The organism is Roseovarius confluentis, from assembly GCF_002917925.1.
In the GTDB taxonomy this organism is placed as follows: domain Bacteria; phylum Pseudomonadota; class Alphaproteobacteria; order Rhodobacterales; family Rhodobacteraceae; genus Roseovarius; species Roseovarius confluentis.
Map to the genome: position 1 here is coordinate 1 of NZ_PPFE01000009.1, position 12,759 is coordinate 12,759.

11 protein-coding genes are annotated in these 12,759 nt (G+C 62.7%); all 11 read right to left on the reverse strand.

Annotated features, from left to right (window positions below; translation table 11 throughout):
- On the reverse strand, positions 1-253 hold a 253-nt coding region (locus tag C2I35_RS22690), incomplete at its 3' end, for a CoA transferase (RefSeq protein WP_342749726.1).
- Positions 147-842: a GntR family transcriptional regulator gene (locus C2I35_RS17200; RefSeq protein WP_103764296.1), complete on the reverse strand. Its 696-nt coding sequence runs from the start codon at positions 840-842 to the stop codon at positions 147-149. The genes C2I35_RS17200 and C2I35_RS22690, both read right to left, overlap by 107 nt.
- Before the next feature lie 190 nt (positions 843-1,032).
- Positions 1,033-3,795 (reverse strand): formate dehydrogenase subunit alpha, encoded by a 2,763-nt coding sequence (gene fdhF / locus C2I35_RS17205; protein ID WP_103764297.1) that lies wholly within the window; start codon positions 3,793-3,795, stop codon positions 1,033-1,035.
- A 3-nt stretch (positions 3,796-3,798) separates the two neighbouring features.
- Entirely contained in the window at positions 3,799-5,484 is a 1,686-nt protein-coding gene (locus C2I35_RS17210) for an NAD(P)H-dependent oxidoreductase subunit E (RefSeq protein ID WP_103764298.1), read from the reverse strand.
- Positions 5,485-5,570: 86 nt separating this feature from the next.
- Entirely contained in the window at positions 5,571-6,461 is an 891-nt protein-coding gene (locus C2I35_RS17215) for a LysR family transcriptional regulator (RefSeq protein ID WP_103764299.1), read from the reverse strand.
- Positions 6,462-6,546: 85 nt separating this feature from the next.
- On the reverse strand, positions 6,547-7,080 hold the full coding sequence (gene idi, locus C2I35_RS17220) for an isopentenyl-diphosphate Delta-isomerase (RefSeq protein WP_103764300.1): 534 nt from the start codon (positions 7,078-7,080) through the stop codon (positions 6,547-6,549).
- Entirely contained in the window at positions 7,077-8,255 is a 1,179-nt protein-coding gene (locus C2I35_RS17225) for a geranylgeranyl diphosphate reductase (protein WP_103764301.1), read from the reverse strand. The genes idi and C2I35_RS17225 overlap by 4 nt, the downstream gene beginning before the upstream one ends.
- A 3-nt stretch (positions 8,256-8,258) precedes the next feature.
- Entirely contained in the window at positions 8,259-9,509 is a 1,251-nt protein-coding gene (locus C2I35_RS17230; RefSeq protein WP_103764302.1) for a BCD family MFS transporter, read from the reverse strand.
- Entirely contained in the window at positions 9,506-10,408 is a 903-nt protein-coding gene (chlG, locus tag C2I35_RS17235; RefSeq protein WP_103764303.1) for a chlorophyll synthase ChlG, read from the reverse strand. The genes C2I35_RS17230 and chlG overlap by 4 nt, the downstream gene beginning before the upstream one ends.
- A 121-nt stretch (positions 10,409-10,529) precedes the next feature.
- On the reverse strand, positions 10,530-11,954 hold the full coding sequence (ppsR, locus tag C2I35_RS17240) for a transcriptional regulator PpsR (protein ID WP_103764304.1): 1,425 nt from the start codon (positions 11,952-11,954) through the stop codon (positions 10,530-10,532).
- Positions 11,955-11,988: 34 nt separating this feature from the next.
- Positions 11,989-12,630 (reverse strand): cobalamin B12-binding domain-containing protein, encoded by a 642-nt coding sequence (locus C2I35_RS17245; protein ID WP_245890530.1) that lies wholly within the window; start codon positions 12,628-12,630, stop codon positions 11,989-11,991.
- Between the last annotated feature and the right edge of the window lie 129 nt (positions 12,631-12,759).

Genomic DNA, 12,759 nt, shown 5'->3' on the forward strand with positions numbered 1-12,759 from the left:
GCTGCTGCCGCGTGGCGTCGCCCACGCCCGGCCGCTCCACCTTCAGAACATCCGCCCCGAACCACGCAAGAAGCTGCGTGCAGGTCGGACCCGACTGAACATGCGTGAAGTCCAGAATCTTGATGCCGTCCAATGCTTTCATCAGGTCATTCCCCCTTGTTTTTCGTGATGCCTGCGCGGGTCCAGACCTCGCGCACGTGGTCGTGAAGGCGCATCGTGTGGTCGCGCACGCGAGCCTCTGCGAGGTCCACATCGCGCGCTTCGAGCGCCTCGATAATTTCCATGTGATCTGCCACTGATTGCGGCACACGGTCCTCCTCGGCCATGGATCGGCGACGCACCGCGTGCATGTGCACGAACAGGTTTTCCGCCATGCGGGCCAGCAACTCGCAGCCGGAGATTTCGAGGATTTTCTGGTGAAAGCGGATATTGTCGTCAGAATACTCCGCAATATCCGCCCCGCTCTTGGACACCGAGTATTTCATCGCGATGGTACGCAGGCTGGCGATCTGGCGGTCCGTGGCGGTGTCACAGGCCAGCCGCGCCGCCATGCTTTCCAGCGCGGCCCAGGCAACGATCATCTCCAGAATGTCCGACAGCGTCTTGCGCTGCACGAAAATGCCGCGACGCGGGCGCACCTCCAGAAGACCTTCCTGTTCCAGCCGCACCAGCACCTCGCGCAGCGGCGTGCGGGACACGCCCAGTTGCTCGGCCAGGCCGCGTTCGTCCAGCCGCAGGTCGACATCGTCGGAATAGATATCCATGTCGAGGATCGCCTCGCGCATGCGGTTGTAGATGTGATCCTTGAGCGTGACAGAGGTATCGATCGGATTCAGTTTCATGGCAGCGTACCGAGGTGAGTCGTTAAGTTCGAAATCTGGTATACCACGAACCAGCATCGTGCAACGACAATCATTTGCGGATGCAGCAAAAAGTGTTGGCGTCGTCCGAAACGCAGACCGCCAAGGCGCCGCAAGAAACAAAAGGGCCGGGAAACCCCGGCCCTTTTTCGATACTTCGCGTTGTTGCGATCTATTCCGCTGCCACAGCCTCTTCTGCCTTTTCCACCCGCACGGCCGAGTATTTGAACTCGGGGATCTTACCGTAGGGGTCGATAGCCGGGTTCGTCAGAATGTTCGCCGCCGCCTCGACATAGGCAAACGGCATGAACACCATGTCCGGTGCAATCGCCCGGTCGGCACGTGCCATCACATCGATTGAGCCGCGCTTGGTGGAGATGCGCACCATGCCGCCCGGCTCAACCCCCAGCTTGCGCAGGGTCGAGGGGTGCAACGAACAGTTGGCCTCGGGTTCCACCGCATCCAGAACGCTGGACCGACGGGTCATCGACCCGGTATGCCAATGCTCCAGCTGCCGACCCGTCGTCAGCACCATCGGATAATCTGCGTCCGGCAGGTCGTCGGGCGGGATCACGCTGGCCGGGGTGAACCGGGCGCGCCCCTCGGGCCGCGGGAAGGCATCGCCGAACACCACGGCCTGGCCCGGGTCCTCGGGGCTGAGCGACGGATAGGTCACCGCCTCGCGCTCCAGCCGTTCCCAGGTGATGTTGTCGAGGCTGCGCATGTTGATCGCCATCTCGTTGAACACCTGCGACGGGTCGGTATAATTCCAGTTCAGGCCACAGCGCTTGGCCAGTTCGACCTCGATCCACCAGTCCTCTTTCGCCTCGCCCGGCGGCGGCACCGCCTGGCGCAGCATCTGGACGGTCCGGTTGGTGTTCGACACCGTCCCGGACTTTTCATAAAGCGCCGAGGCCGGAAGGATCACATCGGCATAGTTGGCCGTCTCGGTGATGAAGATGTCCTGCACCACAAGGTGATCCAGCATCGCCAGCGCGTCGCGGGCATGTTCCACGTCCGGGTCGCTCATCGCCGGGTTTTCACCCAGAACGTACATCGCCTTGATATGACCCTCGTGTACCGCGTCCATGATCTCGGTGACGGTCAGCCCCTTCTCGCTGCTGAAGTCGCCCGTTTCCCAGACTTCGGTAAACGCCTTGCGCACCCCGTCATCCGTGACCGACAGGTAGTCGGGCAGGAACATCGGGATCAGACCCGCATCCGACGCGCCCTGCACGTTGTTCTGACCGCGCAGAGGGTGCAGACCCGTGCCCGGACGGCCCACATGGCCGCACATCAGCGCCAGCGAAATCAGGCAGCGGGAATTGTCCGTGCCGTGGATGTGCTGGCTGACGCCCATGCCCCAGAAGATCATGCCGGACTGCGCCGTGGCGAATTCACGCGCCACTTCGCGCAGCGTCTCGGCGGGAATGCCGCACAGCTCTTCCATTTTTTCGGGCGGGAACTGCGCCAGATGCGCCTTCTCGGCCTCCCAGTTCTCGGTGAACGCCTCGATATACTGCTGGTCGTAAAGCTCTTCCTCGACGATCACATGCATGATCGCGTTCAGCATGGACACGTCCGCGCCCGGCTTGAACTGCAGCATATGGCTGGCGAACCGCTTCATGCCCTGCCCACGCGGATCCATCACGATCAGCTTGCCACCGCGCTTGGTGAATTGCTTGAAATACGTCGCCGCAACAGGGTGGTTTTCCGTCGGATTGGCCCCGATGATGATCGCCACGTCGGCATTCTCGATCTCATTGAAGGTCGCGGTCACGGCCCCCGAACCGACATTTTCGATCAGCGCCGCCACCGAGGAGGCGTGGCACAACCGCGTGCAATGATCCACGTTGTTGTGGCCAAAGCCCTGGCGGATGAATTTCTGGAACAGGTACGCCTCTTCGTTGGTGCACTTCGCACTGCCGAAACCGGCCACCTCGCGGCCACGACCTTTCAGGCCGTTTGCCGCCGCATCCAGCGCCTCGTCCCACGAGGCCTCACGGAAGAAGTCCTGCCAGTTGTCCGGATCGACATTCAGGCCCTTTGCCGGGGCATCCTCCCGCCGGATCAGCGGTTTGGTCAGGCGGTGCGAGTGCTGGATATAGTCGTACCCGAACCGGCCTTTGACACACAGGCGGCCTTCGTTCGCGGGGCCATTGATACCCTCGACGTATTTCACCTTGTCGTCCTTGACCTTCAGGCTGATCTGGCAGCCCACACCACAGAAGGCGCAGACGCTGTCGACCTCACGGTCATAATCGGCGCTGTCACCCACTTGGGCGTCATCCACCACCGAGGACGGCATCAGCGCCCCGGTCGGGCACGCCTGCACGCATTCGCCGCAGGCCACGCAGGTGCTTTCGCCCATCGGGTCGTCGAAATCGAATACCGGAAAGCTGTCATGACCGCGACCGGCCATGCCGATCACGTCATTGACCTGCACTTCACGGCAGGCGCGGACGCACAAGTTGCACTGGATGCAGGCATCCAGGTTGACGCTCATCGCGACGTGGCTGTCATCCAGAAGCGGCACACGGTCCTGTTCCAGCTTGGGAAAGCGGCTTTCCGATACGCCGGTCAGCTTGGCCATGTCCCACAGGTGGCTGGACTTGTCATGCGCCTTTTCCGGTTCCGGCTGGTCGGCGATCAGCATCTCCATCACCATCTTGCGCGCGGTTTCCGCCCGGTTCGAATTGGTGGTGACGTTCATACCTTCGCTGGCTTCGCGTATGCAGGACGCAACGAGATTGCGCTCGCCCTCCACTTCCACCATGCAGGCGCGGCAGTTGCCATCGGGGCGGTACCCCGGCGCGGGCTTGTGGCAGAGGTGCGGAATCTTCAGACCCCGGCCATTGGCCACTTCCCAAATGGTCATGCCCTTTTCGGCTTCGACTTCCTTGCCATCGAGTGTCAACTTGATCTTGTCGGTCATGTCTTACACCTCGTCCGGGAAATGTTTCATCGTCAGGCGAATGGGATTGGGCGCCGCCTGGCCCAGGCCACAGATGGACGCGTCCACCATGGTCTGGCTCAATTCTTCAAGCAGCGACTGGTCCCACGTATCCGCCTGCATCAGCTTCACGGCCTTTTCACAGCCAACGCGGCATGGTGTGCACTGGCCACAGCTTTCGTCCTCGAAGAACTTCAGCATGTTTATGGCGGCTTCCTTGGCGCTGTCCTTGTCCGACAACACCACGACGGCGGCGGACCCGATGAAGCTGCCATGCGGCTGCAACGTATCGAAATCGAGCGGCACATCGTCCATGTGCGCAGGCAGAAGCCCCGAGGACGGACCGCCCGGCTGATAGGCCTTCAGGGTATGACCGTCCAGCATACCGCCAGCGGCCTCGACAATGTCGAGGATGGTCGACCCGGCAGGCAGCAGATGCACGCCCGGGTTCTTCACGCGGCCCGATACCGAGTAAGAGCGCAGACCCTTACGGTCGTTCTTTTCCACGCCCGACAGGATCTCGCCGCCCTCGCGCAGAACGCGGGCCACCCAGTAGAGCGTCTCGACATTGTTCACCAGCGTCGGCTTGTTGTAGACGCCGACCTGCGCCACGAAAGGTGGGCGATGGCGCGGCAGGCCGCGCTTGCCCTCGATCGACTCGATCATCGCGCTTTCTTCGCCGCAGATATACGCCCCCGCACCGCGGCGCAGTTCGATATAGCCTTCCTCGACGATGCCCGCCTCTTCCAGCGCCTTGATCTCCTTGGCGAGGATCTTAAGAACAGCGGGATATTCGTCGCGCATGTAGATAAAGCAGGTCTTCGCCTCGACCGCCCAGGCGGCGATCAACATACCCTCTAGGAACAAATGCGGCGTGCGTTCCAGGTAATAGCGGTCCTTGAATGTGCCGGGCTCGCCCTCATCGCCGTTCACGGCCAGATACCGCGGCCCGGACTCCGCCCGCACAAAGCCCCATTTCTTGCCCGACGGGAAGCCCGCGCCGCCCAGGCCGCGCAGACCCGAATCGAGCAGCGTTTCCTGCACGGTCTCGAACACGCCGTCCTTGCGCAGTTCGGCCAGCTTCTCATAGCCTCCGTCGGCCTTGTAGGTCGCGAAATCCTCGTACTCGGGGACATGCGTGTGGGTATCGCCACTGGCGATGGCCGATTCGACCTTCTCCACCGTCGCGTTGTCGATGTGGTTGTGGCCCAGCTCCAGCACCGGCGCCGTGTCGCAGCGCCCCATACAGGGTGCACGCAGCACGCGCACCTCGGAGGGGTCCATGCCATCCTCCAGCGCGGCCTTCAGCTGTTGCGCCCCGGCCAATTCGCAGGACAGTGAATCGCACACCCGGATGGTCAGCGCGGGCGGGGGAACATCGCCTTCCTTGACCACGTCGAAATGCGCGTAAAATGTTGCAACTTCATAGACTTCGGCCTGCGCGATGCGCATCTCCTCGGCCAACGCGCGCAAATGCGCCGCGCTGAGGTGGCCAAACTTGTCCTGAATCAGGTGCAGATATTCAATCAACAGATCACGCCGCCGGGGCGCACCCCCCAGAAGCGCACGTACCTCTTCCCAGGCCTGGTCTTCCAGCTGCCGGCCTTTGGGCGTGTGCCGCCCCTTGCCCTTGCCAGATTTCCATACACCGCTGCGATCGTCCAATGCCATGATCGGTCCTCCCGTTGCTTCCGGGATACTAAGGCATGCATTGCGCAATCAAAAATCGTATGATTCAAATCCGCGATAAGCAGGACTTATTGCAGCACTTCCTTCAACGCCTGCACTGTGCGCAGCGCAGGGCCTCTGTCCGCGGTTACAAGGCTGAGAGATTTGCGCACTTCCGGCTCGACCAACGGAAGGATGCGGACAGACCGGGGGGCGCCGGTATTCTCGACCAGAACCTTCGGCACCACTGTCGCCGCTGCTCCCTGGATTGCCATCACGACCCCAGCCGTAAGGCCCGACAACTCGGCAACGACGCGCGGGCGCGTGCCGACGTCCTGAAAGACCGTGTCGATGATGTGCCGATTCTGCATCCCCGGCTCCAGCAGGCAGAGCGGCAGAGCCCCCGCCTCTTTCCAGGTGATCTGGGTCTTGTCCCCATCAACCATATCTGCCGGCACCAGCAGTACGTATTCCTCGTCGTCGATCGGCGTCACGCTCAGGAAGCTGTGGATGGCGCTCTCGGAATTGGCACTATCGGTATAGGTGATCCCGGCATCGTAGGTCCCGGCCTCCAGCCCGTGCAGAATAGCCAGCGAATTCATCGTCTTGACGCGCACGGTAATTCCGGGATTGGCCTCTCGCAGCTGGATCACGGTACGCGCCGCCAACGCTGCCGCAGTGGGGATCGCCGCCAGTGACAGCACGCCCGTGACATCCCCGGGCTCGGCACTGAACTCGGTCTCCAGCCGCTTGACGTCCTCGAGGATCTGCAGCGCGTGGCGCACGATGCTCTCCCCGTCCGGCGTCAGCCCCTGAAACCGGTTGCCCCGGTGCACGATCTTGGTCTCGAGGTGCTCTTCCAGCTTGGCGATGCGCATGGAAAACGCAGGCTGCGACACGCCGCATTCCTCAGCGGCGCGGGCGAAATGCTTCTGCCGTGCCAGCGCGGTCAGAAATTGCAGGTCTTTGAGGTCAAGCACGCGCGCTCCATCGTCTGTCGCCAGTCGTGCCGGGTTAAATCAAGCCCCGCGCCGGATGTCTATTTGAAACCGGCCCTTTGCCGCATCACACCGGGCTGTCCACCCGCCCGAAGATCTGCGCCGCGTGCTTTTCAAGGTAGATGCGCAGCCACGGCGTATAGATGTCCGGCATGGTGCGCGCATAGTCGCGCAGGTCGTCAAGGTCGACCCAGGCCGTATCCATGACCTCGGCAGGGTTCGGTTTCGGGGTGATCCGCTGCGAAACTTTGGCCACGAACACATCCACCACTTCGTGCTCCACCAGCCCGCCGCCAACGTCGGCGCGATATTCCAGCTGGTCGCGATAGTCCAGCGCCAGGCCTTCGACTCCCAACTCTTCTATCAGCCGGCGATGCGCGCAGGCCTCGGCGTCTTCGCCCCAGTTGGGATGCGTGCAGCAGGTATTCGCCCAAAGGCCCGGCGTGTGATACTTGGCCAACGCCCGTCGCTGGATCAGCAGCTCATTGCCGCAAAGCACGAACACCGACACCGCCTTGTGCCGCAAGCCGCGCTCATGGGCTTCCAGCTTTTCGACGGCCACCAGGTCGCCGCCGATCCAAGTCGGGATCATCACGCTCATGTATAGGCCGCTGGCACCAGCCGCGTCAGATGCGCCAGGTTCTTCAGCCCGATCTTCAGGTGGGCCATGGGCCGGGCCTTTACCAGTTTCTTGTTCATATACGCCTCGAAGGTCAGACGCTGCACGTCGATATCATGGCACAGCGACACGAACCGCTCGCGCCGCTCGTCCGACTTGTAATAGGCATTCTGCATAGACGCCAGCACCCGGAACACCGTCTTGTGTTCCTTCATGAAAAGCTGCCGCGCCAGCCGCAGGTCCTTGACCCGCCCCGATGCCAGCGTCGCCGCCGCTGCCGTGGCCGCAACGCGCCCGCCTGCCATGGCGTAGTAGATACCTTCTCCGGAACTGGGCGCGACCACGCCGGCCGCATCCCCGGCCAGGACGACATCCTTGCCATTATCCCAGCGGTCCAGCGGCTTCAGCGGGATCGGCGCGCCTTCCTTGCGGATCGTCTCACACTCCGCCAGCCCGCTGGCCACGCGCAGATCGGCGGTGGCCTGCTTCACGTCCACCTCTTTCACAAGCGATCCCATTCCCACGCTGGCAGATTTGCCATGCGGAAAGACCCAGCCGTAGAAATCCGGGCTGATCCGGCCGTCATAGATCACGTCGCAACGGGTTGGATCGTATTCTCCGACCTTGCCGGGCGCCGCGATGATCTCATGATAGGCGATAACATAGGGAATCCGGTCGCCGCCCTCCACCTCATCCCGCGCGACGTTCGACCGCGCACCGTCAGCGCCTATCACCAGCTTGCAGGGCAATTCACGTTCGTTCCCGCTGACCTTCTCGCGAAAGATAACCTTTACCTGTCCGTTCTCGCGCACGATCCGCTTGTATGTCCCGGTGGCGCGCACAGCACCCGCGGCCTCGGCCCGGACGCGCAGAAATTCGTCGAAATCCTCGCGGTCAACCATGCCGACGAAACCGTTCTCGATCGGAATATCCACCTTTCGCCCGGTCGGAGAAATCATTCTTGCCGTCGTGATCCTGGCCACCAGCAGGTCTTCGGGAATATCGAAATCCGCGACCAGGCGCGGAGGGATTGCGCCGCCACACGGCTTGATCCGGCCAGCCCGGTCCAGCAGCGCCACCTTGTGACCGGACCTTGCCAGGTCCTCCGCCGCCGTGGCCCCGCTCGGGCCGCCTCCTACCACCACAACGTCATACATCTCTCATTCTCCCGGTTGCAGCAGCGGCGCATGAGGCCGGTGCAGGATGCGCACCGCCACCAACGCGGCGGCCAAGAACAGCACGGCCTCGAGGCCGAAGACAGCGGCATAGGCTGCCTCATCGCTCAATATCGTGCGGGCCAGGTCCAGCGTGCCCGTGGCAATCAATCCGGCCAGCCCGGCAGCCACCGCCTGGGCTGCCCCGAAAACACCCATCCGCGTGCCGGTGGCGCCCTCTTGCGCTGCGGCAAGCCGCATCATCGAGCCAATCGCGCCCACGACGAAAAAGCCGTTGCCCAGCCCGAGAATAACCGTGAATGGCACCAGTGCCGCGCCTGCACCAAGGCCCATCAGGCCCACCGCAGACACCACGCAGCCGGTAACGGCCCATGTCCGTAAGCTGCCCAGCTTGAACGTCGAAAACGCGCCCGCCATCAGCATCCCCAACAGCGCCGCGCCATCCTTGCCGCCCGACAGCTTGGTCGACTCGTCAGGTGTCAGACCGTGGATATGGCCTGCGAAAGGCTCCAACACCAGTTCACTGAGGTAGAAGGCCAGGATCGACAGGAAGACAAACCCGGTAAACGCCTTCGCCGCCGGGTCCGCCCACGTCGCGCGCAAGGCCGGGCCGAGGTTTGGCTCCTGTGGTGCGGGCACGGCGCCAAGGCGCCGCTCGACTCCCCAAGTGGCGATCAATGCAGCCACGAAACAGGCCGCCGCGACCACTGGAACAACCAGCATCAGCCGCTCCGGGCTGTAGGGTTTCAGCGCGACACCCGCGCCCACCGACGCCGCAATCGCGCCCGCAATCAGCATCAGCCAGGCGAACGTGGCCGCCGCGCCTTTCTTGTCATCCGGAGCCGCCGTCGCCAGTAAGGCCAGGAACGAGGTCCCCGCCGCCCCGATCCCGAACCCGATCAGTGCATAGGCCAGTATCCAGACCGCAAGCGCGACCTGCGTACTCGGCGCAAAGGCGATTGCCCAGGCCGTCAGCACAAGCCCCGCGCCCACCACGAGCGTTCCGCCCAGAATGAACGGTGTCCGCCCGCCCTTGGTGTCAGAACGATGCCCCCAGATTGGACGCGATAACTGCACGGCGTAATGCAGCGCCACCAGGAACCCGGGCAACAGCGCAGGCAACGCCAGCTCGACCGTCATCAACCTGTTGAACAGGTTCACCGGCAGGGCCGCCATCCCGCCGATCGCGGCGTTGGCCAGGCACAGCCTTGTGATACCGCCCCACCCCAGCGTCATACCACCCCCCTGACCGCAAAGGCCGCGACCATCATGCCGCTGACATAAAGCGTGACGCCCGTAGCGTTATACCAAGGCGCGCGGCCTTTCGGATCGGACAGCAGCACGCGCATTGCCCAAAGCTGAACCAGCAGCAGTGCAGCAATCGCAGCGGCGTGATACACCTGCCCCCACCACGCCAATGCTGCGATTACCACAAGTTGCGGCACAGCCATGATCCAGCTGGCCACGTGCGCCGCGCGCTCCGGGCCGAGCGTAACGGGAAGGGAGTTCACCCCTGTCTGCCGATCTCCCTCCAAAGCCTTGAAATCGTTGAGCGTCATGATCCCGTGCGCGCCCACGGCATAAAGCAGCGCCAGGGCCACGATCTGCCATGCCGGCGCGCCGGCCGACAATACGGCAGCCCCGGTGAACCACGGTAGCCCCTCGTAGCACAGCGCGACCAGACCCGGCCCCCACCAACCCGATTTCTTCATCCGAACAGGTTCGGCCGAATAGGCCCAGGCCGCCAGCACGCCAAACACAGTCGCGCCAAAGCCCCACGGGCCCAGCGTCGACCCCAGCGCCAGCGCGGCAATACTCATGAAAAGGGCGATCCACAGGCCCCAGCGCCCCGGGATGCGGCCCGACGGGATCGGGCGGTCCGGTTCGTTGATCGCGTCCACGTGCCGGTCGCACCAGTCGTTGGCCGCCTGACTCATGCCGCAGACCACCGGCCCGGCCAAAACCATGCCGATCAACACCAGCCAAGGCGCCGACATCACCGGCACGCCGCTGGAAACGACGCCGCACAGATAGGCCCAGACCGGCGGGAACCACGTGATCGGTTTGATCAGGGTCAGAATGGCGCGCGGTTCGGGCCAGCGGCGCAACGCACGTATACCCAATGAGACACTCATAGTGTCAAGTATGGTTTACAACTCGGATTCGGGAAAGGACTTTTTCCGAGCCGGCGACGACCTTCCGGGAAATGCTTTCACAAAAGATTTCCGAAAAGCTTTCCTCAAAGCTTTTCGATGCCTATTCGTCCGCGTTGGAGTTGATCAGCCCGTGCTTGCGCAGCTTTACGTAAAGGCTTTGCCGCGACAGCCCCAGCATCTCGGCCGCCGCCACGCGATTGTTGCCCGTCAATTGCACCGCCGTCTCGATGCACAGCTTTTCGATGACGTCCGACGTCGCCGAGACCAACTCCTTCAACGAGGCCGTACCGACAAGGTCCATGACGTTCTTCATGGCCTCATCGCTGACCACGCTGGATATTTCCGCCTCACCCGTGTCGTTCGAGGTCGAGCTGCGCAGGATGAAACCGAAGCCGAAATCGCCCGCCGGGTCACGCAAACGTGCCACGGACACGCCGACGCTGGCTCGCGTGCCGACAACGCTGGCAATCTGCGTGGCATAGTTGCGCAGCTTGCCCTGCTTGGCGGCAGCCTCCAGCATCAATTTGACGTCGACCGCGCCGCGCACAAGGAAATCGGCAAGGTCGCTGTCACGGACATCGCGCAACTGAGCAGCATCCGCCATGGTCAGAAACGCCTCATTGGCGTCGCGGATCACGCCCTTGCCATCGGTGATCACGATCGCATCGCTGGTGGCAGCGTAAAGCGCAGCCATCACCTGCGCCGATTCGACCGCCGTGCCGGCGTCACCATCCGCGGGCCGCACGCGGCACAGCAGAAAAAGATCGCCCGCCGCGCGGAAAAATTCGGGGTAGAGCTTCAGCTCGCGCTCGTTGCGTCGCGCCACCAGGTCAATTCCGCGCGCCTCGCGCGACCCGGCCGCGCTGCGCATCGCTTCCAACAACTCTTCGCGGCGCCGTCCGTCGAACGCCTGCGCCAGAGAAGACCCGCTCAGAGTGTCGGTATTGGTCCCCATAAGCATCGCCGCCGCACTGTTCAGGTCGCGAATGCGGCCCTTTTCCGGCTCGACCAGGATCAGCGGCGTCTCGGACGCCTCCAGCACGACGTGATAGAATGTCTGCTCCCCGCGCAACCGCTGCTGGTCACGTTCGCGCGCCGTCTGCTCCGCGACAAGGCGCTGCTGGACCTCCGCAATGGGCTGCATGTCTCGCCCAAGCAGAAGCAACCCACCGTCATAAACCCTGTGCAGGGTATAGCGGATTGGAAATTCCCAAGTGGCATTGTCGATGTGATTCAGCTCCAGCCCCCGCGGAGTCCGGTCGGGCTCGGCCTGCATCTCCGCCAGTCGCAGATCGAGCTTCTCCTTGCTCTCGACGGTCAGGAAATTCTTGAAAGGCCGCCCAACCCAATGGTCCAGACACCCGAGCGATGGACAGTCGGGATTTACGGAAATGCCGGCGACCTCACCATCGTCGGCCACGTAGACAGCCACGTCACCGGCCTGTTCCACGATATTGTGCACCCCGGAAGGATCGGGCAATGCCCCGGCGCGTAGTCGCTCAGACTTACGAGTCTCACGGGTCATCAGACCACTCCGTCAATCCCCGAACCAAGTACCATCAGATCGCTCCGCTGAACGGCAACGCCTCTGCTACACTCGACAGGCCACATTTTTCTATCGCTTCTCTAGCAGTGCGAACCGCGTGATCTGCGCCGGTCTTAGATACGACTTTCGGATCAGCCTCGACGGCTCGCCCACCGATCACGATTGGTGGCATATAGTTTGCATTCGAGCGGAGGTAATCTATAAGTTCGATGGTTTTTTCAACCGAATTCCGCGTCGCGACCGAAATTCCGATCATCGCGAAGCGCCGAGTGCCCGAAAGTTCAGCCAATTCCTCCCGTGTCAGGCCAATCGCCATGTGAACCCAAAGCCCATGCTGGCGAAGATTGTCGGCAGCGACAAAAGCGCCAAGAGCATGCTGTTCGTACTGCGGCACGACCATCAGCACAGATTGACCAAGCGGGATGCTTCGGTCGCTCCACTGCGCCGAAGCCTGGCCCCCTTTGTCGCGAAACAATCCCTGCAAACGCGAGGCGCCAACGGTGACATCGACGAAACTCGCCCGATCACTGACCCAAAGCTCACCGAGATAGGCCGAGACGGCCGGGATGTATGACTGGAAAATCTCTTCACTGCTGACACCGGTTGCCATCAGCGAGGCGATGGCCGCCCGGTAGCTGCTTTCCGAGTCCGACATAAGCGCTTCGCACAGCCTTTGGATCCACTCCTCCCGAGTCCGCGGCGCGGACCTGGTCGTGTTTGAAATGACCGTTCTCAGCGCCGATTCCACGAGAAACCGAATGGCCGGCTGCTGCGTCTTGGAAAG

Coding starts and splice junctions, on each gene's coding strand:
- C2I35_RS17200 (WP_103764296.1), bottom strand. CDS start 842: ATGAAACTGAATCCGATCGATACCTCTGTCACGCTCAAGGATCACATC.
- fdhF (WP_103764297.1), bottom strand. CDS start 3,795: ATGACCGACAAGATCAAGTTGACACTCGATGGCAAGGAAGTCGAAGCC.
- C2I35_RS17210 (WP_103764298.1), bottom strand. CDS start 5,484: ATGGCATTGGACGATCGCAGCGGTGTATGGAAATCTGGCAAGGGCAAG.
- idi (WP_103764300.1), bottom strand. CDS start 7,080: ATGAGCGTGATGATCCCGACTTGGATCGGCGGCGACCTGGTGGCCGTC.
- C2I35_RS17225 (WP_103764301.1), bottom strand. CDS start 8,255: ATGTATGACGTTGTGGTGGTAGGAGGCGGCCCGAGCGGGGCCACGGCG.
- C2I35_RS17230 (WP_103764302.1), bottom strand. CDS start 9,509: ATGACGCTGGGGTGGGGCGGTATCACAAGGCTGTGCCTGGCCAACGCC.
- chlG (WP_103764303.1), bottom strand. CDS start 10,408: ATGAGTGTCTCATTGGGTATACGTGCGTTGCGCCGCTGGCCCGAACCG.
- ppsR (WP_103764304.1), bottom strand. CDS start 11,954: ATGACCCGTGAGACTCGTAAGTCTGAGCGACTACGCGCCGGGGCATTG.
- C2I35_RS17245 (WP_245890530.1), bottom strand. CDS start 12,630: ATGTCGGACTCGGAAAGCAGCTACCGGGCGGCCATCGCCTCGCTGATG.